The 24,323-nt window shown below is 67.7% G+C and carries 24 protein-coding genes and 3 tRNA genes; 13 read left to right on the plus strand and 14 right to left on the minus strand.

The annotated features are described in order from the left end of the window. Positions 1–9: 9 nt before the first annotated feature. A complete protein-coding gene (locus tag E0H73_RS28015) occupies positions 10–1,434 on the plus strand; it encodes an MFS transporter (RefSeq protein ID WP_131361562.1) in 1,425 nt (474 codons plus the stop codon). A gap of 51 nt (positions 1,435–1,485) precedes the next feature. Here E0H73_RS28015 and E0H73_RS28020 read toward each other — a convergent pair whose 3' ends face one another. Continuing rightward, positions 1,486–2,205, minus strand: a complete 720-nt coding sequence (locus E0H73_RS28020; protein WP_131361563.1) for an SDR family NAD(P)-dependent oxidoreductase — start codon at positions 2,203–2,205, stop codon at positions 1,486–1,488. A gap of 89 nt (positions 2,206–2,294) precedes the next feature. Between E0H73_RS28020 and E0H73_RS28025 the strand changes: the two genes are divergently transcribed. Genes E0H73_RS28025 through E0H73_RS28035 form a run of 3 tightly spaced genes read left to right on the plus strand, consistent with a single transcriptional unit; the run spans position 2,295 to position 4,714 of the window. Further along, positions 2,295–3,308, plus strand: a complete 1,014-nt coding sequence (locus E0H73_RS28025; RefSeq protein WP_238164321.1) for an RNA polymerase subunit sigma-70 — start codon at positions 2,295–2,297, stop codon at positions 3,306–3,308. Positions 3,309–3,313: 5 nt separating this feature from the next. Beyond that, positions 3,314–3,973 (plus strand): tyrosine-protein phosphatase, encoded by a 660-nt coding sequence (locus E0H73_RS28030; RefSeq protein ID WP_238164323.1) that lies wholly within the window; start codon positions 3,314–3,316, stop codon positions 3,971–3,973. Positions 3,974–3,982: 9 nt separating this feature from the next. Then, complete coding sequence (locus E0H73_RS28035; RefSeq protein ID WP_131361565.1) at positions 3,983–4,714, plus strand: dienelactone hydrolase family protein; 732 nt, start codon at positions 3,983–3,985, stop codon at positions 4,712–4,714. Here the strand turns inward: E0H73_RS28035 and E0H73_RS28040 are convergent. Beyond that, positions 4,711–5,526, minus strand: a complete 816-nt coding sequence (locus E0H73_RS28040; RefSeq protein WP_131361566.1) for a helix-turn-helix domain-containing protein — start codon at positions 5,524–5,526, stop codon at positions 4,711–4,713. The two genes, E0H73_RS28035 and E0H73_RS28040, sit on opposite strands and share 4 nt — an antisense overlap. Positions 5,527–5,593: 67 nt before the next feature. Here E0H73_RS28040 and E0H73_RS28045 point away from each other — a divergent pair, with 67 nt between their 5' ends. Further along, positions 5,594–6,022, plus strand: a complete 429-nt coding sequence (locus E0H73_RS28045; RefSeq protein ID WP_131361567.1) for a VOC family protein — start codon at positions 5,594–5,596, stop codon at positions 6,020–6,022. Here the strand turns inward: E0H73_RS28045 and E0H73_RS28050 are convergent. Next, on the minus strand, positions 6,015–6,452 hold the full coding sequence (locus tag E0H73_RS28050) for a GNAT family N-acetyltransferase (RefSeq protein WP_238164324.1): 438 nt from the start codon (positions 6,450–6,452) through the stop codon (positions 6,015–6,017). The genes E0H73_RS28045 and E0H73_RS28050 overlap by 8 nt on opposite strands. Before the next feature lie 316 nt (positions 6,453–6,768). On the opposite strand from E0H73_RS28050, the gene E0H73_RS28055 reads away from it, so the two are divergent. The 3 genes from E0H73_RS28055 (at position 6,769) to E0H73_RS28065 (ending at position 9,012) form a co-directional block, all read left to right on the plus strand. Then, on the plus strand, positions 6,769–7,266 hold the full coding sequence (locus tag E0H73_RS28055) for a hypothetical protein (RefSeq protein ID WP_131361569.1): 498 nt from the start codon (positions 6,769–6,771) through the stop codon (positions 7,264–7,266). Between the two features lie 350 nt (positions 7,267–7,616). Then, positions 7,617–8,468 (plus strand): hypothetical protein, encoded by an 852-nt coding sequence (locus E0H73_RS28060; protein ID WP_238164326.1) that lies wholly within the window; start codon positions 7,617–7,619, stop codon positions 8,466–8,468. A gap of 250 nt (positions 8,469–8,718) precedes the next feature. After that, a complete protein-coding gene (locus tag E0H73_RS28065; RefSeq protein ID WP_131361571.1) occupies positions 8,719–9,012 on the plus strand; it encodes a hypothetical protein in 294 nt (97 codons plus the stop codon). 243 nt (positions 9,013–9,255) lie between these two features. On the opposite strand, the gene E0H73_RS28070 is transcribed toward E0H73_RS28065, so the two are convergent. The 3 genes from E0H73_RS28070 to E0H73_RS28075 all read right to left on the minus strand — a co-directional run bounded on the left by E0H73_RS28070 (position 9,256) and on the right by E0H73_RS28075 (position 12,749). After that, the gene (locus tag E0H73_RS28070; RefSeq protein ID WP_131361572.1) at positions 9,256–9,813 is read right to left on the minus strand and encodes a hypothetical protein; all 558 of its coding nucleotides are present in this window, start codon (positions 9,811–9,813) and stop codon (positions 9,256–9,258) included. A 287-nt stretch (positions 9,814–10,100) separates the two neighbouring features. Next, positions 10,101–10,226, minus strand: coding sequence for a hypothetical protein (locus E0H73_RS48045; RefSeq protein ID WP_272949155.1), 126 nt, complete (start codon positions 10,224–10,226; stop codon positions 10,101–10,103). A gap of 258 nt (positions 10,227–10,484) precedes the next feature. Further along, positions 10,485–12,749: a N,N-dimethylformamidase beta subunit family domain-containing protein gene (locus tag E0H73_RS28075; protein WP_131361573.1), complete on the minus strand. Its 2,265-nt coding sequence runs from the start codon at positions 12,747–12,749 to the stop codon at positions 10,485–10,487. Positions 12,750–13,232: 483 nt separating this feature from the next. On the opposite strand from E0H73_RS28075, the gene E0H73_RS28080 reads away from it, so the two are divergent. Then, on the plus strand, positions 13,233–13,925 hold the full coding sequence (locus E0H73_RS28080; protein ID WP_202867591.1) for a hypothetical protein: 693 nt from the start codon (positions 13,233–13,235) through the stop codon (positions 13,923–13,925). Between the two features lie 242 nt (positions 13,926–14,167). On the opposite strand, the gene E0H73_RS28085 is transcribed toward E0H73_RS28080, so the two are convergent. The 4 genes from E0H73_RS28085 to E0H73_RS28100 all read right to left on the minus strand — a co-directional run bounded on the left by E0H73_RS28085 (position 14,168) and on the right by E0H73_RS28100 (position 15,814). Then, positions 14,168–14,243, minus strand: a tRNA-Phe gene (locus tag E0H73_RS28085). Positions 14,244–14,287: 44 nt separating this feature from the next. Next, a tRNA-Asp gene (locus E0H73_RS28090) sits at positions 14,288–14,364 on the minus strand. Between the two features lie 60 nt (positions 14,365–14,424). After that, positions 14,425–14,497 (minus strand) — tRNA-Glu (locus tag E0H73_RS28095). Positions 14,498–14,632: 135 nt separating this feature from the next. Further along, entirely contained in the window at positions 14,633–15,814 is a 1,182-nt protein-coding gene (locus E0H73_RS28100; RefSeq protein ID WP_131361575.1) for a hypothetical protein, read from the minus strand. A 125-nt stretch (positions 15,815–15,939) separates the two neighbouring features. On the opposite strand from E0H73_RS28100, the gene E0H73_RS28105 reads away from it, so the two are divergent. After that, entirely contained in the window at positions 15,940–16,872 is a 933-nt protein-coding gene (locus E0H73_RS28105; RefSeq protein ID WP_165555845.1) for a LuxR C-terminal-related transcriptional regulator, read from the plus strand. A 40-nt stretch (positions 16,873–16,912) separates the two neighbouring features. Beyond that, positions 16,913–17,263, plus strand: a complete 351-nt coding sequence (locus tag E0H73_RS28110) for a metallopeptidase family protein (RefSeq protein ID WP_131361577.1) — start codon at positions 16,913–16,915, stop codon at positions 17,261–17,263. A gap of 10 nt (positions 17,264–17,273) precedes the next feature. On the opposite strand, the gene E0H73_RS28115 is transcribed toward E0H73_RS28110, so the two are convergent. Further along, entirely contained in the window at positions 17,274–18,005 is a 732-nt protein-coding gene (locus E0H73_RS28115; protein ID WP_131361578.1) for a polyprenol monophosphomannose synthase, read from the minus strand. A 58-nt stretch (positions 18,006–18,063) separates the two neighbouring features. Between E0H73_RS28115 and E0H73_RS28120 the strand changes: the two genes are divergently transcribed. Both E0H73_RS28120 and E0H73_RS28125 read left to right on the plus strand, forming a co-directional pair. Further along, on the plus strand, positions 18,064–19,416 hold the full coding sequence (locus E0H73_RS28120; RefSeq protein WP_131361579.1) for an FGGY-family carbohydrate kinase: 1,353 nt from the start codon (positions 18,064–18,066) through the stop codon (positions 19,414–19,416). A 9-nt stretch (positions 19,417–19,425) separates the two neighbouring features. Further along, on the plus strand, positions 19,426–20,280 hold the full coding sequence (locus E0H73_RS28125; protein ID WP_131361580.1) for a hypothetical protein: 855 nt from the start codon (positions 19,426–19,428) through the stop codon (positions 20,278–20,280). A gap of 3 nt (positions 20,281–20,283) precedes the next feature. Here the strand turns inward: E0H73_RS28125 and E0H73_RS28130 are convergent, their stop codons facing one another. Genes E0H73_RS28130 through E0H73_RS28140 form a run of 3 tightly spaced genes read right to left on the minus strand, consistent with a single transcriptional unit; the run spans position 20,284 to position 24,322 of the window. After that, on the minus strand, positions 20,284–22,752 hold the full coding sequence (locus tag E0H73_RS28130) for an alpha-mannosidase (protein WP_131361581.1): 2,469 nt from the start codon (positions 22,750–22,752) through the stop codon (positions 20,284–20,286). Continuing rightward, positions 22,749–23,345: a D-sedoheptulose-7-phosphate isomerase gene (locus tag E0H73_RS28135; protein ID WP_238164328.1), complete on the minus strand. Its 597-nt coding sequence runs from the start codon at positions 23,343–23,345 to the stop codon at positions 22,749–22,751. Before E0H73_RS28135 ends, E0H73_RS28130 begins: the two co-directional genes overlap by 4 nt. Then, positions 23,342–24,322, minus strand: a complete 981-nt coding sequence (locus tag E0H73_RS28140; protein ID WP_131361582.1) for an ROK family protein — start codon at positions 24,320–24,322, stop codon at positions 23,342–23,344. The genes E0H73_RS28135 and E0H73_RS28140 overlap by 4 nt, the downstream gene beginning before the upstream one ends. Position 24,323 lies beyond the last annotated feature (1 nt).

Genomic DNA, 24,323 nt, shown 5'->3' on the forward strand with positions numbered 1-24,323 from the left:
GAGGTAGGCATGCGACGCAGTCCCTGGGCCACCCTGGCGGTGCTGGCCCTAGCGCAGTTCATCGTGGTGCTCGACGTGACGATCGTGAACGTCGCGCTGCCGCACATCCAGGCGGACCTGAACTTCTCCGCCGACTCCCTGCAGTGGGTGATCAACGCCTACACCCTGCTCTTCGGCGGCTTCCTGCTGCTTGGCGGCCGGATGGCCGACCTGCTCGGCCCGCGCCGGGTGTTCGTCGGCGGCCTGCTGCTGTTCGGTGTCACCTCGCTGGTGGCCGGGTTGTCCAACTCACCCGAGTTCCTCATCGGTGCGCGCGCCGTACAGGGCCTCGGTGGCGCGCTGCTGTCGCCGGCGGCACTGGCGATCCTGACCATGACGTTCGCGCACGGGCGGGAGCGGAACATCGCGATGGGCGTGTGGGGCGGTCTTGCCGGTCTCGGTGGAACGCTCGGCGTCGTGGCCGGCGGTCTGCTGGTCGACTCGCTCAGCTGGCAGTGGGTGTTCTTCGTCAACGTGCCGATCGTGCTCGCACTGGTCGCACTCATTCCGGTGTTCGTCCCCGACGTACGGCACCACACCGGACGGCGTACGTTCGACACGCTGGGCGCAGTGCTCGGTACGGCGGGCCTGATGGCGGTTGTGTACGGCGTGGTGCGGTCGGAGCCTGCCGGATGGGGCTCCTTTGAGGTGGTCGGCGTACTGGTCGCCGGAGTGGCGCTGCTGATCTCCTTCGTCGTGGTGGAACGCCGGTCTGCTGCTCCGCTGGTGCCGCTGCGGCTGTTCCGCTCGCGTGCGTTGAGTGTTTCGAGCGCATCGCTTGCTCTGAACGGTGCTGGGTTCCTGTCGATGTTCTTCCTGACTGCTATCTACCTGCAGCAGGTCCGCGGAGACAGTGCGCTCGACGCCGGTATCCACTTCCTGCCCATGGGGGGTGCGGCGATCGTCGGAGCGGTCCTGGCGTCGCAGCTCGTGCAGCGCGTTGGCACGCGTACGGTGCAGCTCTCCGGCGCCGTCCTGAGTGTGGGCGGTCTGCTGCTTCTCTCGCAGGCCGACGCGTCCGGTAGCTACGCATCCCAGCTGCTCCCTGGGTTCATCATCTTCGGCTTCGGCATCATCGGGGTCGGCGTACCTGGTCAGATCACCGCCGTCTCCGAGGTCCAGCCTGCCGAGGCCGGCGCGGCGTCCGGCGTGGTCAACGCGATGTACCAGGTCGGCGGTGCGCTGGGTCTGGCGATCGTCACGACCCTATCCATCACCCACACCACCAACGAGCTGACCCGCGGGGCCACTCAGCAACAGGCCCTGGAGGCCGGCTTTGAACGCGGCCTCCTGGTCGCCGCGGCCTTCGCCGTAGCCAACGTCGTGCTGACTCTGGCATCCCCCCAGCTCCAGCCCACCTCAGAACAACTGGCCGAAGCCACCGCCGCCGCCTGACACCCCGACAACCCCGGCTGCTTGCGCGGCCGGGGTTGTTCGTTGCCCGGCTCAGGTTGCGAGCAGGGCTGCGTTCTGGCGTTCGAGTGCCTTGACCGAGCCGGCGGTCCAGCCGGGCTTCAGGGCTGCTGACAACGGGTCCGGGAAGATCTCCTCGTCCCCGGCCGCCACGCCGTCGAAGATCGCTCGTGCGACCGACTCCGGAGTCGCCTTCGGTATGTCGAGGTCGCGGGACATCTCCGTGTCCACCGGCCCGGCCAGTACGGCGTACACGCGGATCCCGCTCGGGGACAGCAGTGCGCGCAGCGATTGGGTGAGCGAGAACGCCGCCGCCTTGGAGATCGAGTACGCCGGGCTGACGGGCACCGACGCGAGGGCCGCCGCCGACAACACGTTCACGACAGCACCACGCGATCGCGTCAGCTGAGGCAGGAACGCCTGGGTGGTGGCGTGCGTGCCGAAGAGGTTGACCGCCAGGTGCCGCTCGAGCGTCGCGCGATCGCCGAGGTCGTCGTACTCCAGCAGGCCGGCGTTGTTGATCAGGACATCGAGCGTGTCGACGCTCTTGGCCGCGATCTCGATCTGGGCGTCGTCGGTGACGTCCAGACTCAGCGTGGTGACGCGTTCGTCCGGGTGATCGAGCGGCCGGCGCGTGCCGGCGTACACACGGGATGCGCCACGGCGCAGCGCCTCCTCGACCAGTGCCTGTCCGATGCCTCGGTTGGCGCCGGTGATCAGGACGGACCGGTTAGCGATGGGGTCTTCCGACATGGTGTCTGTCTCCTTTGGATGGGCTTGCTGAGGAGACAGACAGGGCGGGCTCGGGAAACTGTGCGCTGGGGGAGCGACCAGTTCTGTCCATGGCCGGTGTCAGTATCGACATGGAGGTGGACAAGGTGTTGTTACAGCGCGCGCGGGCAGGGGACCGGGACGCATTCGCGGAGCTGGTCGAGCCGCATCGCCGGGAGTTGCAGGTGCATTGCTACCGCATGCTCGGATCGTTGCAGGACGCCGAGGACGCGCTGCAGGAAACGTTGCTCTCGGCATGGATCGGGCTGGACGGATTCGAGGGGCGATCGTCGATCCGGACCTGGCTGTACCGGATCGCGACCAACCGTTGCCTGAACGTACTGCGATCGTCGTCACGCCGACCGGTGGCCGCGACCCCGTTCCCGGTCACACCACCACCGGAGCCCTCGCGGCTGGGTGAGGTTCCGTGGCTGCAGCCGTATCCCGACCTGCTGCTCGACGGTCTGCCTGACGACGACCCTGGACCTGAGGCTCGCTACGAGTCCCGCGAAGCGATCTCGCTGGCGTTCGTGACCGCCGTACAACTGCTGCCGCCGAACCAGCGCGCGGTGTTGCTGCTGCGCGACGTACTCGGGTATCGGGCTCGTGAAGCCGCTGAGATCCTCGGCCTGACTGAGCCCGCCGTCAACAGTGCACTCAAACGAGCCCGTACGACTATGGACGCTCAGTCAACCGGCCGGCCGACGCGCGGTCCCGAGGATCCTGATCTGGTCGAGCGCTTTGTCGCGGCCTTCACCGCGCAGGACGTCGACGCACTCCTTGCACTGATGACCGATGATGTCTGGGTGCGGATGCCACCACTTCCGTTCGAGTACGGCGGCACCGAAGCGGTCCACCGCTTCTTCACCGTCCTCGCCGGACACCGCCGCGAGATCGCAAGGATGGTCCCGGTCGGCGCGAATCGTCAACCCGCCTGGGGCGAATACATCCGCGACCCTGTCACCGGCACTCTCCACATCGTTGGCGTGCTCGTCATCGGCTTCACCGGCACCCGCATCCACGAACTGACCCACTTCGAAACGACCCTCGCGCCGTACTTCGGCCTACCCCGGACCCTGGACTGACGCCCGTGCTGAATTGGCCGAACTGCACCAACGCACGCGACCTCGGTGGGCTGCCCTTGACCGACGGCGGCCGGATCCGCGCCGGCGCGCTCGTCCGCAGCGACAACCTCGATCAACTCACCGACGCCGGCATCGCCGCCGTGCGTGCAGCAGGTGTGAGTCGCATCGTCGACCTGCGCAGTGGCTGGGAGTGCGAGAAGTTCCCATCGCCGTTCACCCACGACGACCGCTGGCTCAACGTCCCCCTCACCGACCCCGCCGACCCGGACGTCTCGACGTCGGAACTGTTCGAGCAATACCGGATCCTCATCGACGACTACCCCGACCGCTTCGCCTCCGCGATCACGGCCATCGCCGAGGCCCCACCCGGCTGCGTCGTACTCACCTGCCACGCCGGCAAAGACCGCACCGGCCTCGTCACCGCCCTCGCCCTTGCCCTGACCGGCGTACCTCCCGCCGCCATCGCCACCGACTACGCCATCACCAACCTCACCGAGTCACGCCCAGGCTTCGACCTCCCCACCGCCGAAACCATGCTTCGGGTCCTCGCCCACCTGGACGCGGCGTACGGCGGGCCTATCCCTTACGTCGTCCAAGCCGGCGCAGCCACCACTCACCTGGCGTCCTTGACCACCCGCCTCAGTCAGGTGGTCCGGCAGGGCTAAGGTGCGGATATGGCGTCCGAGACGATCGACATCACCATGGCCGACGGCGTCGCTGACGCCTACCTTGCTCGACCGTCCGGGGACGGAGATCATCCCGGCGTGCTGTTCGTGATGGATGCGTACGGCGTGCGGCCGCAGATCGAGCGGATGGCGGATCGGATCGCCGAGCAGGGGTACGTCGTACTCGCGCCGAACGTCTTCTACCGCTCCGGCCGGTCGCCCGTGGTCCCGCTCGACGAGATCAGCGATCCGGGCCTGTTCGCGCGCATCCGGCCGATGATGAACGAACTGACGCCCGAGCGGATCGACAGTGACGGCCGCGTCTACCTGGACACCTTGGCGGGCGTCGCTCCCGGACCGCTCGCGATCACCGGCTACTGCATGGGCGGGCGGGCCGGCTGGCGGATCGCCGCGGCGTACCCGGACCGCGTCGCCGCGCTCGCCGGATTCCACGTCGGCGGCCTGGTCGCCGACGGCGCCGACAGCCCGCACCTGACCGCCGGCAACCTCACGGCCGAGGTCTACCTGGGCTTCGCGGACAACGACCGCAGCGCCACTCCTGAGCAGATCGCCGAACTCGACCGCGCCCTCACCGACGCCAACGTCCGGCACCGCGCCGAGGTCTACCCGGGCGCCGCCCACGGCTACACCATGGCCGACACCTCGGCGTACAACGAGGCTGCCGCCGAACGCCACTTCACCGAACTCTTCGCCTTACTCGACCGCACACTGAAGCCCTAGCCGAAGCGGTGCTGGTACTCAGCCGGTGTCATCCCGAGGCTCCTCTGGAAGTGCCGATGCAGATGGCTCTGATCAGCGAACCCGGTAGCTTCGGCGGCTTCGGCGATGGGTCGGCCAGCCTCGAGCAGACGACGGGCCGCGCGGATCCGGTGGGCGAGCTGCAACGCATGCGGTGGAAGCCCAGTGCGTTGCCTGAAGAGCCGAATGAGCCGGAACTTCCCGATCCCCGCGACCCCGGAAAGCTCGTCGAGTCCGACGTTCCGCTCAGGCTGATCAGCGAGGTACTCGAAGGCACTGCGGAGAGCACGGTCGTCTTGCGCGGTGATCGGTGGCTGCGCCGAGCGGATCGTTGAGGTTCGGTCGATGAGCAGCCGGAGCCACTCGACCAGCCGCTCGTCCTGCTCGAGCAGTGAGTTCGGCGCCTCGAGCGTGGCATGCAACCGCAGGAACCCCGCAGCCAGTTCCGGATCACTCAGCACCGGCTCCGGGAACAGTACGTCGGCCAACGGATCGGCCTCCGCATCCTCAGCCAGCGCCGCCAGATCAGCCACCTCGATCACCATCAACCGCGCATCCCACGGCCGACTCTCGTCGACCGATCGCCCCGAGTGTGCGTACGACGGATCCCAGGCAACCAACTGCCCCGGCCGCACCACCCGCTGCTCCCGCCCCCGCCACGACCGCATCGGTTCGCCACCGACGACGCCGAACACGTACTCACCTCGCGGATCCACCGCATACCGGGTGGTCCGCCCCGCCATCAGCAGCACCCGCCCCTCACCAGGCGCCCGCCACATCCGAACCTGCTCCACCCCGCCATGCTAGGCACGCGCAAGAACGTTCAAGACACCTCGACAGTGGCGCCCTAGGTTGCTGGACATGTCGATCACCCCACACATCGTCGTCCAGGGCGCCGACCGCGCTGCGACGTTCTACCGCGAGGCCTTCAACGCCGAAGAACTGGAACGAATCCCGACCCCCGACGGCCGCCTGATGTCCGTGCGGCTCCGCCTTAGGGACTCCCTGCTCCACCTCGCCGACGAGTTTCCCGAGATGAACGTGCTGGCCCCGCCCACTATCGGCGGGACCGCCGTAGTCCTGGCCCTCGACGTGGCAGACGCCGAAGCAGCCCTGGCCCAAGCTCTGACCGCCGGCGCCGAGATCCGGCATCCCCTCCAGGAAACCTTCTGGGGCACCCGCCACGCCCAACTGACCGACCCCTTCGGTCACGTCTGGAACATCGACCAACACCTGCACGACGTACCTCACGAAGAGGTAGTTGCCGCTGCAGCCCGCGCGTTCAGCTGAACGTCTTCTTGTAGAAGGTGGCCGAGTCTTCGTAGCCCAGGGCAACATAGAAGTCGCCCGCGCGACGGCTGGCGAGCGCCAGGTAGGCAGCGCCAACCGACTGTGCCCACTCCTCGGCATGCTCCATCAGCCGTCGTCCGACGCCCATCCGGCGTACACCCTCGTCGACCATCACTTCCTCAACCCAGGCGACAGGCCCGTTGGCGAGAAACGTCGTATGACTGTTGGCGAGCAGATACCCGACAACACCTTGCCCAGGCACCTCGGCGACGAGCAGCAGCGTGTGCGCCGCGGTCAGAAGCCTCGCGTACGACTCGTCGAACGCCGAACGCTCGGGTACGAACGAGGTCGCAAACTCCCGCGCCAGCCCCCAGACCTCGTCTCGATCGCCCGCCCCAGCGCCCCGAACAACCACCCGATCATCAGCCACGCGCCCCACCTTGCCAGGCGCACGGTTCATCGGATTTGAGACGCCGGGCCCGCATCTCAGGATATGCAGCAAGCATTTGAGTCAGCATCCAGGTCGCCGATGTGACGGTCATTAAATACCCGTGTGCCCGTCCCGGTGCAGCGGTATTATTGGATAGGCGAAACATTAATCCCCGGTCTTTGGCCGGCGGACACGAAGTGGCCGTGCCTCGGGCCACCGAGCCTCAGCGAAGGCCCTGTGCCTGTTGCGCGACCTGGCACCATCTGCCGGTCGCCGCGGAGCGCGGCCGACCGGCCCGGGGGAAGGCAGGCGCAGGATGTCCGATGATCCTGCAGTGCGCGCAGAGTTGCGTGCCCAAATCGAAACAAGGCGGGCGGGTATCACCGCCTTTCTGCACGACGTCCGCCCACGCCGCAACCGCCTCACCAACATCAGCATCGTCAGCAGTGCGCTGGCGGCGGTTTTGGTGGCAGGTCCGGCCGTCGGTGGTATTGCATTCACCAACACCGTAAAAGACGAACTGTCGATCGCCACCGCCGCAGGCGTTTGGAGACCTCTGTGCATCGCGGCATTGATCGTCTCTTTGGTGTCGGTGATTTCCGCGAACCTGAGCAAATCGCAGGACCTCGCCGCACGCGTCACCGCCGCCGAGGTCTGCAGCACGGAGCTCGAGGGTGTGGCGACCAACCTCCAGTTCGGCCACCTCTCCGTCGAAGAAGCAGCCGAGCAATACCACCAGTCCGTCAGCAAAATCCCCTTCGTCGAAGACAAGCCCCACTCATCCGACCCAACTTGGGAGCGCCCCCTGAGCTAGTCCCCCTGAATCCACACAACGCCGATCGGCGATCGCAGCCCCACGCCAGTGTCGTCTGGGGCGCCGTAGCCGGACTATCAGCGAATGTGCTTCATCTGCTTGCTGGGTGGGCATTGCGGTACTGGTTCCGGTCGTGGCGGGGACTGTTGTCTCGCAGGGGGTCGGGCGGATACTCGGCCTATGTCGGCTGATGCAACGATTCGCCAGAGTTGGCGCGTCTCAGAAGCATGAGGTCCATTGGGTGCGGTGCGAGGTGTCGTGCGTACTTGTGGCCTGCCGTCATTCTGATCGCCCTTGCATTGCCGGCATGTGGGAGCGAGATAGCGCCATCCTCTGGGCCAAGTAGTGCAATGCCCGTCGCCCGGCCGACGGCGCCTCGTGGTGCGGTTCCGACGCAGATCCCGTCGGCTCCTGCGACTCCGGCGTTCCTCGACCGGGCGCGCGTTGTGGCGGAAGCCGTGCGGGCTGCGGGGATCCCCAAGCCTCCGGAAGGGATCTTCCTGTACTCGTCGCGGACGCCCGACCTGGCCTTCGACACGACCGAGCAGAAGGTTGCGTGGGGGGCCGGGCACGTCACCATCGCGCCGGACGTACAACTCGGATCAGGTGGCACCACCCGCATCGATTTCGGCGACGGATCGAGTATCGCGGTGAGCGTCCTCGATCCCCGGCCGGCACTGACTGAAGCAATCGGGACGCCGTACGACAACTGCGGCCAGCTAGCGATACCGGCATCGAAGTGCAAGCTCACGATCACCGGCGCGTTCTTGAGAACGGCCGAGGTGGACACGAGCAACGGTCCCGCGACCGTGCCTGCGTGGTCCTTTACCGCGAAGGGCTTGTCGAGGCCTATCGTCGTCGTGGCAGTCTCCACAGCGGCACTCAGGCCTCTTGTTGAGCCGGTCCCACTCTCCACGCTCGCCAAGCTCGAACCTGGCCTCCTCGGGGCCGAGCGGCTCACCCGGATCGATGGCAGCGCGCTCTCCTTCATCCTCGTCCACGGCATGTGTGAGCCCGACCTTCGAGCACACGTTGTCGAGTTCGAGGACCTTGTGGTCATCGGTGGGAGCCACGGTCCGGTACAGGGCGGCTGTGCGGACGTCGGCGTCAGCTCACCAGCGGTCGTCACCCTCGCCAAGCCACTCGGAGACCGTGCGGTCATCAGCGCCGCCACAGGCGTCAGGCTCACACCACGGAACTGAACTGCCGATGACAGACTGGCCGGATGGTAGCCGCCGTCTACTACTTCGCCACTCCGGACGATCATGCGAAACTGCTCGACTGACCCGAGACCAGGCGTTGACCACGCCCCAAGTGATGGTCGTCCATCATGATTGCGGCGCACCGTCGGTCATACGACCGGGCGACGCAGCGAGGACCGAGCCCACCAAGGCCGGCCTCGTCAATCAACTCAACTGGGACCGCTTACAGTCCGCTGCCTCGGAGGGCTTGGTGGTCTCCAACAGCTCGCACGTCCTCTTCTGGGCACCCGGTCCGGTGACCGACTCGAACATCCGGGTCAGCAACATCGGTTCGCAAGCAGACGCAATGGGCACGATCTCCGCGGACTACGAGCGCTGGGCGAACAGAGTCATGGCCTGGATTCGCCGCAAAGGCACGAAGGTCTGGGGGCTGGAGCAGAGCGCCGTACGACCGGACCTCGACCTTCAACTCTCCTTCGTCAACACCATCTACACCTTGCCGGACGCACTTTCAGCCCTCAAGCAAGGCACCCCCGGCCGGTGATCGCCAACGTCCGGATCCGCCGCGATCCGCGCTAACAGCTGTCGCAGATCACCAGTCGGACGACCGTCGCACATACCCAACGGAGGACAACTCAAAGTCCTGTTGATCTGCCGGACTGACCTCGTATGGATCAAGGGCGCGACGAGACAAGGCGAGGTGTTGCGCGGTGGGTGTACGCCGCGCAGCACGTCGACACTGCGACCGATGCGCTCACCTGCCCCGGCCTGACCGGCTGGCCGCCGGCTAACTGAGCGCCGGAACCATCGCCGCGCAGAGGTCGTCCTGCCGTCCGGTCTGCAGGAGGATGACCGGGCGCCCGATCTTGATGTCGTCGGACCTGTCCGTGAGGGTGCCGGCATAGTCGTAGACGATCTGGTAGCGGAACAGACCGGCTTGGCGGGCGAGCTTGGTGCCGTCTTCGGCGTACAGCACGCCGTTGCCGGCGCCATTCACGACGTACGTCAGCGTGCCGTCGCCGTTATCCGTAACGTGGAGCTCCTGGCCGTGCCTTTCGACGACCCAAGTCGTCGACTTTCCGTTCGCTCGGTTGGTGTACGCCTCCGTATCTTGCGCCTGCACCTGGAGGTGCAGCAGACCGTCGGCACCGCGTGGGACAAACCTGTCCCGACCCTCCGAAACGCCCTCGAGCTCGACAGTGAGACCGGGCACGTCACAGAAGTCTTCGATGACGTCGTCAAACGTGTCGTGGAACGGCCGCCACTCGGTCGGCGTGGCCGAGGCTCCCGGCGTACCAACCGTGGCCAAGGCCAAGCCGGCCAGTACTGCGAAAGCAAATGTCATCCCATGAGATCGCCTCATGATGTCCCTCCCAGGTGTTTAGTGGGAGGCACTTCGAAGCTGACCCCATCTCCCGGCTTACGCCTGGCTGACGCGGTGCGCAATGGTCCGCGAGAGTCAGACTGGCTTTGACACGTGTGGGCTCGTTCCCACTTGGCCGGCTTCTACTCGCAGCGGCGGCGCTCTTCGATCTGCTTGACGAGTTCCTCGCAGTACGACAAGCGTAAGCCGACACTGTTCGACTCCTGCCGGAGACAGATGCTCGAACGGGTGACCAAATGTCTATCGGTTCAGCCGCGTTGTCGGCGGGCATTCTCCCGAACCTCCATCAGACCTTCGAGTTCTGCCCGCTTGATCTCGATCTCCTGAAGCCGGGCTCGGTACGCCGACAGCGACCTGTTCTCGACCTGTGTCATCCATGATGGGTTCTCAGCGGGCCAGTCGCTGCGTGTAGAGGAAGTCGTGGCTGAGCGCGGCGGTGAGTTCGCCGAGTTCGTCCCTCACCGCACTGTGCCAGCGCGCCGGCAGGACTGGTTGATTGGGGCCACAATCCGACGGCTCCGGAGCTTGACCGGCGCGGCGTGCAGCGACGTCAGTGACGACGAGGCCGCACGCGGGCGGCCTCGTGCTCTCCGTCACTCGCTCCGGCTGTTCCCGAGGTCGGGTGGGATGGGTCAGGGTTGGGTGTTGGTCTGGAGGGTGTGCTTCGGTGGGGCGACGCGTATCGCGGCCGCTGTGGTGTCGGCCGGCACCTGGATGGTGCCTTTGCTGACCCACTCGGTGATGTTGCCGACGATCGTGCCGACGGCCTGCTGCGAGGCCACGGACGGTGCGGGAACTGTCCAGTTGGAGGGGCAGCGGCGGACGAGGAAGCAGCCGTAGGCGAACGTCGAGCCGTTGACCACCCGGGCACCGGACGGTGCGGTGTACGCGGTCGTGTGCATTGGCACGGCCTGGTTGTTCGAGTGGCAGTTGCCGGTACCGCTCGCGATCGTGGTCAGCCCCGGATGCTTGTACAGCCCTGGCCAGACATAGTCGACCTCGCCCGCGATGAACCCTGGTAGGGCAGTGCCCGCCGGGATGCCGTCGAACATCCAGCTCGTCCCCGTGGTCAGCGTCTGCCCCAGCACCGGGCAGATGTACTCCGCACCGAGCAGCGGCTGCGAAGCATAGGCATCACCCTGGTACCGCCACGTCGTCGAGTTGTAGCCGTCGGTGTACCGGTCGATGTCCCACGCCCGCCGACTGCCGTCGGTGAACGTGATCAGCCGGTACGCCGTGTTCGCGCCGAGGTTCGCCACATTCACGCCGCGATTGATCGCCTGACTCAGCGCCGCACGCATCCGCAGCGAGTAGTACTCGTCGTGCCCCGGCAGGAAAATCGTTCCGGCCCGCGCCGGCAGCTGACCGCCGAATTCGTCCAGATCGTTGTTGGTCCAATACGTGACGTCGAGACCCTTCGACTCGGCCCAGAACACCAGCCCCTGCTCCAGCGAGAGGAACTGCCCCGATCCCTGGCCGTCGTTGTACGGGCGATCGAAGGTCAGCCGACCGGAACCTCCGGCCACACCCCCGGAGTAGAAACCCAAGCCACCATAGGAGTTGTAGGCCTGCCAGGTCGCGGTCGCCTGCTGGATCATCAGGTCGTGCTTGGTCCCGGTGTCGTCCCTGACGGTCAGCGGTGCGTACGACGCATACTGGCCATCACTGACCTTGATCAGATACGTGCCAGGGATCCAGTCCTTGTCCACGGCGATGGTGAGCGTCTTGGTCCAGGTCGCCGCGGACGTCATCCGCAACTCTTTGCCGTTCGCGGTGCCGCCCGTGGTCGGTGCCGCCTGCGCGACGGTCGGTACGTCGTCCTGCCGCCAGACCTCACGCCCACCGAGGCCCTGGTAGTACCCCATCCGGTACGCCACAACACTGACCGGTTTGCCGGAGGTCACCTTGAGGTCAACGGTGTCACCACACGTCGCCGAGACTTCGGTGAGGTACGCCGCCAACGGGCCGTTCATCGACGTCGGGATGACCCACTCGTCGTCACCGGGCTTCGCGTTCTCCGCGGCGGTCGTCGGCCAACTGGCCGGGCATCCCTCCGGAACGGCCACGAAACCCGCCGCCGACACCGCCGGCATCGCGGCCGGCGGAGCGATCAACGCGATGGAGCCAGTCCCGGACAGCAGCAACGTTCCTGTCGACGTCTGGGCAGACATTCCAAGGGTGAGGACACCGCCGTACTTGGACAGCACAAGTCCGTAGATCGGAATCCCCAGGCGCGCGCCGGCGGCAACGCTGATAGGAGCCTTGGGCGTCCAGATCACATAGCCGCTCGATGTCCTCAGCGTCCCGTTCACGCTGGTGATCGCACCGCGCGATCCCGCCGGCAACTGCATGCGTACGGACGACAGAACCCCAGCCCGCGTCACAGTACCTGCGTAGCTCAGCGTCGTGGTCTGACCAGGAACCGGTTTGGTCGCGGTGATGCGCACATCGGCCGTGTAGGTCTTGAGCGGCTGAAGGACCCCGGTGCCGGAGGTCAGGATCTGCCCGGCCGTTCCGGTCGCCTTGAAGCTGAGCGTCCACGGTCCACCGGCGGGCAACCGCAGCCCGTACAGCGGGATGGAGAAACGAGCGCCGACGGCAACGGTCACGGTCTTACTGGGCCGCCACCTCAGCACGCCGGGGGACGCCGTGCTCACTGTCCCGTTGATCGAGGTGATCCGCCCGGTCGAGCCGGAAGGAATCGAGACGGTGATGTCCCGCACGGACCCGGCCCGGAGCACGCTCGCCCGGTACGTCAAGGTCGTCGTACCGTTCGAGGCTGTGGTCGCCGTGATGGTCACATTGGCGCCGGCCGCATCCGCGGACCGCAAAACGAACAACGTGGCTGACGCCACCACCAGAACGACGACAGCAGACGTCATCAACTTGCGGAACATCTAGACCCTTTCAGACCTGCTCGACAGTCCGGGCCAGCGGTTCCGCACACGCCTCACGTCCGGGCCAGGCCGGCGCGTGAGCAGTCGATCCCCACCCGTTCGACGCCTACATCGGTACAGACCACCCACGCGTTACAAGACCAGGTAAGTTCTTTACGCACCACTGAGGTCCAGGCGCCGATTCAGGCATCGAGCGCCTGCTGCAGAGCTGTCCGGGCTCGTCGACAGCACAGTTGCGGCGCCGGTCTTGCCGTCCGTCTGAGGCTGCTGCTGAAGCCGTGTGTTGCTGGACTCAGCTGTTCGACGTCTCCTACACGCTGGAGTCCGGATGGGAAATCCCGGCTGCGATCTGGAGCGCCCCGGGTATGGTGGCGCTCCTCCTGCCACGAGGCCTGGAGTTGAAAGCGAGCGTCCGTGACGAATCGATCTCCTCCACCAACGCTTGACGTTGCACTGGATCGTCTTGTCGAGACCTTTCGCGGGATGACCGCTCGCGCCGACGAGACGAACTGCGAATGCCACTGGGGCTCGGCAGAGGAACTCGCGAGTCTCAAGGTTCCGGACATCGAGCTCGAGCCGGATCTGTTACGCCGCACCTGGCAGGCGCCGGACTGGCGTGACCATGCGTCGGTGATGCGACGCGTTCTGCCCCAGTTGGCGAGCGCTCTCGCCACCGGTGGCGTCAGCGACTACGACCTGGTGGACGTCGGCGAGTCGCTCGCTCGGGCCCACTGGCAGCAGTGGTCGGCCGAGCAGGCCGAGGCTGTCGGGGCCTTCCTGCACGCGTGGTGGGCGCACTGCCTCGCCGCCGCCGGTCCGCCGGCACCGGTTCACGAAGCGCTCGCTCTGTGCGCTGAGGCAACAGGCAGGGTCGGCCCCTGGCTCGCCTCGTGGGAGGCGATCCGTCATCCGCTGGCCGACCAGCGCCTCGCCGAAGCCGTCACCCAGTGGGACGTCGACCTGCTGCAGGACATGCTTCCCTGGTGCACGGTGGACCACGAGCAAGAGAAGCGCCGCGACCTCACCACGTGGCTGCTGAACCATGCCCCCAGCCGACTCGGCAACCACGGTGATCCCGATCATCTTCGAAATGTCCTGCGGCTCCTCGCGATCACCCGCCTCGCCCGCTTCGACGACCCTCGCTGGCCGTTCCCTCCCTACGAAAGGAACGACTAGCCGACTCTCGCACCCGCTGGATCTGGCGACCTCTGACAGTCCGCTCCTGCGGGCATTCGTGGGTGACGTTCGCGGATGGCGGTCGGCGTGAGGGGTCGCTTGCGGGCGATAAGCCCGCAGGGAAAGGTCGGGTGGGTGGGAGCGCGCGGAGCTGGTGCGGAGGAGGAGCGGAGCGACGACAGCGCGGCTGCGTAGCACGCTGGGGAAGAAAAATCCCTCCCCGGCTGAAGCGGAGAGGGTGGTGGTGGTCAGGGGCGGTCTCGAACCGCCGACCTTCCGCTTTTCAGGCGGACGCTCTACCAGCTGAGCTACCTGACCGGGGAGAAAGTAAGCGGCGGTGTGTGAACACCGCCGCCTTCTCCTGGCGACCCAGACGGGACTCGAACCCGCGACCTCCGCCGTGACAGGGCGGCACGCTAACCAACTGCGCCACTGGGCCAGATTGACTCGACGATCCTACAGCATCTCCGAGGTGGTTCTGACACCGGCCTTTCGGCCGTATCCCCAACGGGATTCGAACCCGCGTTACCGCCTTGAAAGGGCAGCGTCCTAGGCCACTAGACGATGGGGACTCGGACCCGCGGGAGCCGAAGCTCCAGGGACAGCCGTAAGCATAGAGGAGTTGTGGCCTCGCTCCAAAACGAGTTCCGGGGGCGGGCGCCGTACGCCGGTCAGGGGGTCGGCGTACGGCGCCCTGAGGGGAGGGACTAGCTGGTTGCGTCAGGCGCGATCAGCGTCGGGTACTGCGCTGCGAACAGGTCGTAGAAGCTGCGGGACGGCAGGATGTGACCCTGTGGACGGGCTGAGTCGGCGACGCCGTACGCCCAGAGGGCGGAGCGCATCCGCTGGTTCGGTGTGCCGTGGTGGCCGGCGGCGGTGAAGCCGCAGTCGCCCAGCTGGTAGAACATCTGCCCGAACGACTGGACCCGCTTCCAGTTCATCGAGGCACCGCGAGCATGGGTGAGGAAGTACGCGCTGAACGCGTCCGCCATCAGCTCGGCCCAGCGCGACGCCTCGGGCGCCGGCAGGTCGTCCCGCATCAGGCCGTCGGCGTACTGGACGTGGTGACCGAACTCATGCGCCAGGATCGCCTGCGGTGCCACATCGCCGAGTCCGACCCGGGCGAAGCCCTCCATCACGCCGTCGCCGAACGCGATCCGCTTCGGAGCGATGCCGTACCCGGGGATGTTCTCACCACCGGAAGCCGCGTACGCGTTGAACGTGAAGATCGGCAGATCGCCGTACCCCAGGGTCGCGCTGTTGAGCTCATGGGCGACCAGGTCGGCAGACACCCGGGACTGCTCCGCGTTGAAGCCGTAGACGGCGGTGAAGACCCGGAAGTTCACCTCTGGGTCGAGCATGGAGCGGCCGTGGGCAGGCACAAGCTCGATGTCGCTGGACGGGATGTCCCAGAAGCGGCCCAGGTCCTTGATCGTGCGGTTGACCTGGTTGGTGAACTCACCATGGGCGCCGTAGGTGAACGGACCGGTCTGCGGCAGGTACGCCGCATCGATGAGCGACATCTGGAACAGCAGGACGTGGAGTACGGCGAGGGTCTGCTCGAACGTCCAGGTCGACACGTCGGGCATGACCGCGCTCACCACGGCCGGGGTCTCGGTGGAGCACTCGTACTGGGTCGGGTCGATGGCCGCGATCAGCGCGTCCCGGACCGGGTCGTCCGGCAGACCGAGCTGCGCGCGTACGGCGTCCGCCCGCGCCCGCATTGCCGGCAGATTGTCGACGATCTGCTGGATCTCCGGGGACAGTTGCTGCGGTACGGCGCTCTGGACCGCAACGCCGGCCGGTGCCGCCGAGGCGGCGGGGGTGGCCGCCAGCCCGAGCGAGAGGCCGACAGCTGCGACTGCCGACCAGACCATGCTCTTTCTCATCAGGGATCTCCTAGGGGACGGGGACGAGCGGCATCAGTATTGGCAGCGTGTAGCGGCCACTACGAGACCTCGTGCTGTCAGAAACCGGCATGGCGAGAACCTGTCGCCTGCTGATACACAGAGACATGGAGCCCCTGCAGGCACTGGGTCTCTCGGCCGCGGCCGAGGTGCTGCTGCTCGACCTGCTGCTGAATCCGGAGGCGATCCAGCGCGCTCACCCGGACGAGTGCCTGGACGAGCTGATCGGGCTCGGCCTGGTCGAACGGACCGACGACGGCCTGGTGGTCCGTCCGCCGCGGCTGGCCATGGACGCGCTCGCGGAGCGGCACACCAAGCAGGCCGCCCTGGCCCACGAGAGCGCCGATTTCCTCACCGAGCTCTGGAAGTCGGCTGCCGGCCGCCAGGACTACTTGGAGATCCTGCCGACGTACGCCGCCGCCCAGGCCGTCCTGAACTCGGTCCAGTCGGACGCGCACAGTCAGGTCCGGGCCATGACGATGGGCAATCTGGCGGCCCGCGAGATCCGGATCGTCGAGGGCATGTTCGACGCACTCGAGCGAGGCGTCAGGTACGAGGTCATCTACGGAGCCCACGTCCTCCAGGACGCCAACGCCCTGCACATGGTGCGGTCGTGCATCGAAGCCGGGGAGCATGCTCGGGTGTTCCCCCGCGTGCCGCTGAACATCACCATCGTCGACGACCGGTGGGCGCTGGTCGGTGCTCGGTCGGAGGTCGAGCGTGGGCCGGAGTTCGTCGCGATGGTGGTCCACGACTCACCGTTGCTCGCCGGGCTCGCACGGGTCTTCGATGCGCTGTGGCGGATCTCCGTACCGATCACCAGCGCGACCGACCTGAACGACGTGACCGCCGGACCGGACCTGGAGTCGAAGCGACTGCTGACCTATCTCAGCGCAGGCTTGACGGACGAGTCGATCGCTCGGGAGTTCGGTGTCAGTGAGCGCACCGTGGCGCGCCGGATCGGGCGGCTGCAGGAGGCGCTCGGCGCGCAGACCAGGTTCCAGCTCGGCGTCCAGGCCAGCCGTCAGGGCTGGCTCTAGGTACCCGTCACGGGTTGGCTTGGGAACTACGCTGAACGTCGTGATCGAGATGAGCCGGGCGGACTTCGAGGTGCTGGTGTCCGAGGCGCTGGACGAGGTGCCGCCGGAACTGGCGGCGTTGATCGACAACGTCGCGATCTTCGTCGAGGACGACGCGCCGGCCGGGGACCCGGCGCTGCTCGGGATCTACGAGGGCATCCCGCTGACCGAGCGCGGCCACTACTACGGCGGCGTACTGCCGGACCGGATCACGATCTACCGCAACCCGACGCTGGCGATCTGCGAGACCGTGGACGACGTCGTCGACGAGGTGAACATCACCGTGGTGCACGAGATCGCGCACCACTTCGGCATCGACGACGCCCGGCTGCACGAGCTCGGCTACGGCTAAGCCACAGGTTCTAGGAAGACCGCTTGAACAACAGCTTCCACGGCATCAGCGCGGACTCGAGCTGCACCTTGAGGCTCATCTTCGAAGCACCCGCGGTCCGCTCCTCGAACCGGATCGGGACCTCGGCGATGTGCAGCCCACGACGGACCGTGCGGTAGTTCATCTCCACCTGGAACGAGTACCCGTTGCTCTGGATGGTGGTGACGTCGATCCAGCGGAGCGTGTCCGCCTTCCAGGCCTTGAAGCCGGCGGTCGCATCCTTCACCCCGAGCCGCAGGATCGCGTTCACGTAGAAGTTCGCCCAGGCCGACAGCGCCCGGCGGTGCCAGCCCCACTCCGCGGCGGCCGAACCACCCTCGACGTACCGCGATCCGATCACCACGCCGGCGTCCGTCGTCCGCAGCGTCTCGACCATGATCGGGACGACCGAGGCCGGGTGGGACAGGTCGGCGTCCATCTGGATGACGATGTCGGCGCCGTCGTCCAGGGCGCGGCTGATGCCGGCGATGTAGGCGCGACCGAGTCCGTTCTTCTCGGTCCGGTGCAGCACCGAGACCTGCTCCGGCGACGCCTTCGCCAACTCGTCGGCGACGTCGCCGGTACCGTCCGGGGAGTTGTCGTCGACGACCAGCATCTGCAGGCCGGGCAGGTTCAGGTCGGACAGCAGCCCGGCCAGCACGGGCAGGTTCTCCCGCTCGTTGTAGGTCGGCACCACGACCACGATCTTCGCAAGCTCACCCATGACATTCCTTCTTCGGAGACACCGGACGCTACCGTACCGGGCGGTCTAGGGTTCGAGCGTGACCTGGCTCGGTGTCGATGTCGGTACGACGAACCTGAAGGTGTGCCGAGTTCCCGGCGGCACGACGCGATCGGTGCCCACCCCGGACGACGCGATCGACCTCCAGCACGCCGTACGACGGCTGGTAGGCGAATTCTCCGCGGGCCGGCGGATCGAGGGCATCGGCATCACCGGCATGGCCGAGACCGGAGTGCCGCTGGACCGCGGACTCCAGCCACTCACCAAGCTGATCACCTGGCGTGATCAGCCCGGCCTGACGCAGGCCGCGCGGCTGCGGGCCGAGGTTGGTGAGTGCGGCGTGTTCGCCCGGACCGGTCTTCGCCTGAGCCCGAAGCTTCCGGTCGTCACCTGGCGCTGGCTCCGCGACACCCAACCCGCGACCGTTGCCCGCACCCGGATCTGGGCGGGGGCGCCGGACCTTGCCCTGGCGGCCCTCACCGGCACGTACGCCACTCACCTCACCCACGCACAGCGCCTCGGCGTACTGGACCTCCGCGCCAGGCAGCTGGACCCGGAGTTGCTGGCGTACGGCGGTCTGGACCGTCTGCCGCCGATCGCTGAGCCGATGACCGTCACAGCCAACACTCCGGCCGGCGTGCCCGTGGTGCTCTGCGGACACGACCATCTGGTCGGTGCGTGGGCGGCCGGCGTACGTGAGCCCGGTCAGGTGGCCGACTCCCTCGGTACGTCGGAAGCAGTCATCACCCCGAGCGCCGCGCCGGTGATGGACGACGTACTCCGGCAGCAGGGGATCAGCGTCGGCTGGTTCGTTGACGGCCGCCTGGGGTGCGCGATCTCGGGGCACGGCGCCGCGGGCGGTCTGGTCGAGAGACGGCTGGCTGCGCTCGAGCGGGACTACGACTGGCTGTCGGAGCAGTTGGCGCAGGTCGGACCGCCGAGCGACCGCCATATCGCCCCTTATCCGCAAGGCCGTCAGGCTCCCGCACCCGACCCGGCGTCGACGTACGACGCCAGCGGTCCGGCCGACGATCCGGGAGGGGAGTTGCGGGCGCTGGTGGACGCACTCAGCTTGCATGCGCGGTGGATGGCCGAGGAGCAGACCCGGCTGCTGGGGATCGAGTGGCGGAACACGATCGCGTTCGGCGGTCCGACGCGGCTGCACGGCTGGATGCTGCGCAAGGCCCACGCGTCCGGCGGGCGGGACTTCTCCGTACTGCGTGGTGCGGCGACTGGGGCCGAGGGCGCGGCCCTGATGGCGGCCGAGGTCGTCACCGGCCGGTCGATGGAACCCTTGCAGGCAAGGCTGATCGAGATCGATCTACAGCTGGCGCGGATGTGGGATAGCCATTTCTGGCATCGATTCCATAAGGTTGTGGCGCGAACCGCCTGAGGAGGCCCGATGAGACCGACGCTCGACGCCCTCGCGTACCCGGACCGCACCTTCGCGATGGTCGCGATGGACCAGCGGGAGAGCCTGCGCACGATGCTCGCCGACCACGGCCGGCCGGACGGCCCCGAGGCGATCACCGCGTTCAAGGCGGCCGTCGGCCGGCACCTCGGGCCGCTCGCGTCCGGCTTCCTGATCGACCAGGGGTACGACGTACCGCCTGGCCCCGGGTGGATCCTCGCAGCCGACGCACTGACGCAGGAGCGAGGCGGGCCAGTCACCGACACACACCTGGACGAGACCGTCGATCCGCAGACAGCCCGGGCCGCGGGAGCGGTCGCGCTCAAACTGCTCGTGATCTGGAAGCGGGACGGTCGGGAAGATCGCCGGGTCGAGTTGGCCGCCGACTTCGTCGAACGATGTGCGAACGCCGGGCTGCTGTCGGTGCTGGAGCCGGTCACACAGCCCGCGCCGAGTGAGGGCGACTGGGAGTTGGACGCAGCGATCGTCGCGGCCGCGGAGGCCCTCGGCCCTGTCCGCCCCGACCTCTACAAGGCCCAGGTCCCGAGCCGCGGCCTCGGCGACGGGAAAGCCATCATCAAGACCTGCGAGCAACTCACCAGAACCCTCGACGTCCCCTGGGTGGTCCTGTCCAACGGTGTGGCCCGCGACGACTTCCCGCGTGCGGTTGAGCTGGCCTGCCGCGGCGGCGCCTCCGGCACTCTCGCCGGCCGCGCCCTCTGGACGCCCGCCTTGACCTCCGACGACCCCAATCCGATCCTCGCCACCACCTGCCGCAGGCGCCTGGAACTCATCGCCGGAATCGTCCGTCGACACGCCCGTCCGTGGACCGAGGTCACCAACTGAGATTCACCCGCCCCGGACCGGCGGTGGTTCGGCCGGCTCCCACTCGAGGAGGTCCACGTCGACGGGGGGAGCATCCGCGTCGCGCGGGAGTTGCAGCGTCTTCACCTCGTGCGGCCGGAACGCCGTGTCGAAGGTGCGACCCAGGATGGTGACTGTGGCCTCGGCGGGGCGGCCGGCTGTTTCGTGGGCGCGGACGATGAGGGCGCCGTTGTTGTCCTCAGCCCGTTTGACGACGGCGAAGGCCACGTGGTCGGCACCCTTCACGGTCAGGTAGGACTGCGAGGCCGGGAGCGGACCGTCGTGGAAGCACTCGATCAGCGGGGTGACTGGTTGATTGAGCTCGGCCGCCCGGCGGACGACGCCGGCCGCCCGCCAGTCGCCGTCGTGCGGTTGCAGGCGATACGTGAAGCGCTGGAGGCCTTGATCGAGGTACTCGTACACGCCGTCGTCGTCGAGCCGGCGCGGATCGTGCCATGCATAGACAGGCGATCGCACCGCCGTCATCGCCAGCACGGACCGCCCCGCGGTCGATCCATCCACCGCGAACGAGTACTTCCCGTCGTTCAGGACCGCGACCCCACCCTCGCCACCGGAGACGTCGACCCACGCGTGCGACGGCACCTCCTCGCGATTCTGCTCCCGGACCAGGTGCCCGTACGGAATCTCATGCGTCGCCTCCGCCTGCCGCAGCGCGAACGGGAAGCACAGCTTCAGCGCCTTCAGCCGCTCCCGCCAGTCGACCGTCACCCGTACCTCGACCGCGTCCGACTCCGCGTCGAGCACGAACTCCTCCACCAGTCGGGAGTCCTGGTACGCAGATTCCACCCGGATCAGCTGACGCACCGGCCCGTCCGCGAGCCGCCGTACCCGGGTGACCTCGAAGGCGCCGGCCGTCTTCCACAGCGAGCGGACTCCGTGGCTCCAGGTGTCGGTGTCGTCGTCGATCACCTGTGCGTGCGCGACTCCGGAGGCCAGCAGGTTGGGCCCGGTGGCCGTCGCCAGCGTCTTCAGCCAGCCGGTGGCCGGATCGATCTCGGCCCGGACGACGCCGTTGTCGAGCCTCAGCCTGTCATCCGACGGCTGGCCCAGATGGTACGACGTGTCGCCCGGACGCATCGTGTAGAGCTGGTACCCGAGCGGCGGAAGCGTTGCCTTGAAGGCGATCCGGCGCCGGCCGTTGGCCGTCGCGGTCGAGCGCACCTCCTGGACGGCGATCGGCCGCCCGCCGAGGCCCTCCGACAGCGCGATCGCACCGCGCAGCGGCGCAGGGTACCCGAGCTCGAGCTCGACCGTCGCCGTCACGGGCCACGCGTGCGGGTTGAAGACGGCGACCGGGACCATCGCGGACTCGGCCGGGATGTCGATCTGCCGCGCGATCGACTGGATCGAGCGGTTCGCCAGCCGCGCCGCGATCGCCTTCGCCTCGCCGAGTTGGTCGCGCGCATCGTCGTACGCCGGCTCGATCGCGGTGCCGGCCGCGATGTCGTGGAACTGGTTGAACAGCACTTGTTTCCAGGCGTGTCCGAGCTCCGCGGTGGCGTCCGGCATGCCGCTCACCTCGGCCGCGACGGTCGCCCACTTCTCCGCGGCGAGCAACGCCTGCTCGGCCAGCCGGTTCTGTCGCTTGATGCCGGAGTGCGCGGCGTAGCAGCCGATGGCGTGCGGTTGCAGTTCGCTCGCGTGCACCGGGATGCCGTCGAAGGTGCGGGCCTCGTCGAAGAAGCGGCGCATCGTGGACGGGAACATCTCTGGGAACAGATCGCGCTCGGCCAGCTGTTTGATCGACTCGATGTTCTCGATCGTGGGACCGCCACCGTGGTTGCCGACGCCGTAGAAGACCATCAGTGGCTCCGTTGTCACCGGCAACTGTTGGACCGCCTTGGTGACGTGGCCGGAGATCTCGCCGCCGGGTGAGCAGTACTCGTGCGGGATCCGGTAGGCCAGCACCCGGGAGCCGTCCGCAGCCTCCCACCAGAACTTCTGGCCGGGCAGCTCGCGTTCGTGACGCTGCGGCCGGAGGAACGCATAGGAGTCCAGCCGGGCCTTGCTGAGCAGCTGTGGCAGGGTGGCGTTGTGGCCGAACGGGTCGACGTTGCACCCGACCGTCGCGATCACGCCGAGGTGCTCAGCGAGCCACCGCTGCGAGTACAGCGCGTGCCGGACGAACGCCTCGCCGCCGGGGAGATTGCAGTCCGGCTCGACCCACCAGCCGCCGACGATCTCGAAGCGGCCTTCGGTCACTCGCTTGCGGATCCGCTCGAACAGCTCGGGGTCGTGCTCGTCGATCCAGCTCAAGTAGGCGACCGAGTCCGCAGTGAAGACGTAGTCCGGATACTCGTCCATCCGGTCCAGCGCGGATCGGAACGTTGCCCGCACCTCCTGGAATCCCTCCTGCCACTGCCAGAGCCACACCGCGTCGGTGTGGGCGTTTCCGATCATGTGCAGCGGGCCTCTGGCCCCAGTCTGTGTCATCGCTGCTGCTCCCCGGTGTCGGACGCCCAGCGGTCGACGAGTTCGCTGACCAGGTGCAGGGCGAGGACGTGCATCTCCTGGATCCGGGCCGTCTCCTCGGCCGGTACGACGACGGCCAGGTCGGCCGCGGCCGCGAGGTCCTTGCCGCGCGTCGAGGTGAAGGCCACCGAGCAGGCGCCGTTGGCCCGGGCGGCGGCGAGCCCGTTGACGACCGTGGGCGACGTACCCGATGTGCTGAACCCGATCACCATGTCCTGTGGCCGGACCAAGGCTGTGATCTGGCGCGCGAACACATCGTCGTACCCGTAGTCGTTGGCGATGCAGCTGACGACCGCGGCGTCACCGATCAGCGCGACGGCGGGCAGGGGACGGCGCTCGCGCAGGTAGCGTCCGATCAGCTCGCCGGCCAGATGCTGCGCGTCGGCGGCCGAGCCACCGTTGCCGCAGGTGTAGAGCACACCGCCCAGCCCGAGCCGGCGGATCAGCTCGTCGGCGATCGCCTGCACCTGCGGGAGTTGCTCGCGCATGCCGGCGGTGACCTCGGAATGCCGCTCCAACTGCCCGTCCAGCAGTCCGTCGAGTCTCGTGGTCACAGTGCCCTCAGACGCTCGTAGGCGATTGCCGCGGCGCCGAGAACTCCGACTGCGTCGCCATGGCGGGTCAGCACCACGTCACACGCCCTGGAGGCCGGCGGCATCGCCTGCCGCAGCGCCGCCTCCCGCACCGGATCCAGCAGTTCACCGCCGGCTCGCGTCACTCCACCGCCGAGTACGACGAGCTGCGGTTCGCAGACGTTGATCAGTACGGCGACCATCCGGCCGAGCATCGCGGTCGTCTCGTCCCAGATCGCCCGGGCCACGGCGTCCCCGGCCCGGGCATGGTCGGCGACATCCTTCGCGGTGATGGCCGCCGGCCCCGCGAGACTCGAGTCCGGTCGATCCGCGACTGCCTCGGCCGCCCGGCGCGCGATCGACGTACCCGAGACGTAGGCCTCGGCGCAGCCGCGGGCACCGCACCCACAGGCTCGACCCTGCCAGTCGACGACGACATGGCCGAGCTCGCCACCTTGCCGCGCCGCGCCGCGAAACAACTTGCCATCCATGACCACGCCGCCGCCGAAGCCGGTCGAGACCGTGAGGTAGACGAGGTCCCGCACATCCCAGCCACCCCAGCGGTACTCACCCAGCGCGGCGGCGGTCGCGTCGTTCTCCACGTAGGTCGGAAGGCCGAAGCGCTCGGCCACCATCCGGCCGAGCGGCACCTCGTCCCATCCCGGCAACCCGGGCGGTCCGAGGATCACCCCGGTCCGCGGATCGAGCGGACCACCACATCCCACGCCGACCGCCACCACCCGCTCGCCGGACGGGCCGGTCTGCGCACCCGATTCGGCCAGCGCCTGTTCACCCAGGTCCAGCAGGCGTTTCACGACCGCGGCAGGTCCTTCGCCGACGACAGTCTCGACCTGGCACAGCGAACGCAACGCACCGTCGGGAGCGACGACGCCGGCGGCGAGCTTCGTGCCGCCGACGTCGAGGGCCAGGACCGGCTGCCACGGGGGATGCGAGCTCACG

This window comes from Kribbella pittospori (assembly GCF_004331465.1).
GTDB classification, from domain to species: domain Bacteria; phylum Actinomycetota; class Actinomycetes; order Propionibacteriales; family Kribbellaceae; genus Kribbella; species Kribbella pittospori.

Excerpts from the sequence above, each read along its gene's own strand:
- E0H73_RS28015 (WP_131361562.1), top strand. The coding sequence starts at position 10 with ATGCGACGCAGTCCCTGGGCCACCCTGGCGGTGCTGGCCCTAGCGCAG.
- E0H73_RS28020 (WP_131361563.1), bottom strand. The coding sequence starts at position 2,205 with ATGTCGGAAGACCCCATCGCTAACCGGTCCGTCCTGATCACCGGCGCC.
- E0H73_RS28025 (WP_238164321.1), top strand. The coding sequence starts at position 2,295 with ATGGCCGGTGTCAGTATCGACATGGAGGTGGACAAGGTGTTGTTACAG.
- E0H73_RS28035 (WP_131361565.1), top strand. The coding sequence starts at position 3,983 with ATGGCGTCCGAGACGATCGACATCACCATGGCCGACGGCGTCGCTGAC.
- E0H73_RS28045 (WP_131361567.1), top strand. The coding sequence starts at position 5,594 with ATGTCGATCACCCCACACATCGTCGTCCAGGGCGCCGACCGCGCTGCG.
- E0H73_RS28055 (WP_131361569.1), top strand. The coding sequence starts at position 6,769 with ATGTCCGATGATCCTGCAGTGCGCGCAGAGTTGCGTGCCCAAATCGAA.
- E0H73_RS28060 (WP_238164326.1), top strand. The coding sequence starts at position 7,617 with ATGCCCGTCGCCCGGCCGACGGCGCCTCGTGGTGCGGTTCCGACGCAG.
- E0H73_RS28070 (WP_131361572.1), bottom strand. The coding sequence starts at position 9,813 with ATGACATTTGCTTTCGCAGTACTGGCCGGCTTGGCCTTGGCCACGGTT.
- E0H73_RS48045 (WP_272949155.1), bottom strand. The coding sequence starts at position 10,226 with ATGACACAGGTCGAGAACAGGTCGCTGTCGGCGTACCGAGCCCGGCTT.
- E0H73_RS28075 (WP_131361573.1), bottom strand. The coding sequence starts at position 12,749 with ATGTTCCGCAAGTTGATGACGTCTGCTGTCGTCGTTCTGGTGGTGGCG.
- E0H73_RS28080 (WP_202867591.1), top strand. The coding sequence starts at position 13,233 with ATGACCGCTCGCGCCGACGAGACGAACTGCGAATGCCACTGGGGCTCG.
- E0H73_RS28100 (WP_131361575.1), bottom strand. The coding sequence starts at position 15,814 with ATGAGAAAGAGCATGGTCTGGTCGGCAGTCGCAGCTGTCGGCCTCTCG.
- E0H73_RS28105 (WP_165555845.1), top strand. The coding sequence starts at position 15,940 with ATGGAGCCCCTGCAGGCACTGGGTCTCTCGGCCGCGGCCGAGGTGCTG.
- E0H73_RS28115 (WP_131361578.1), bottom strand. The coding sequence starts at position 18,005 with ATGGGTGAGCTTGCGAAGATCGTGGTCGTGGTGCCGACCTACAACGAG.
- E0H73_RS28125 (WP_131361580.1), top strand. The coding sequence starts at position 19,426 with ATGAGACCGACGCTCGACGCCCTCGCGTACCCGGACCGCACCTTCGCG.
- E0H73_RS28130 (WP_131361581.1), bottom strand. The coding sequence starts at position 22,752 with ATGACACAGACTGGGGCCAGAGGCCCGCTGCACATGATCGGAAACGCC.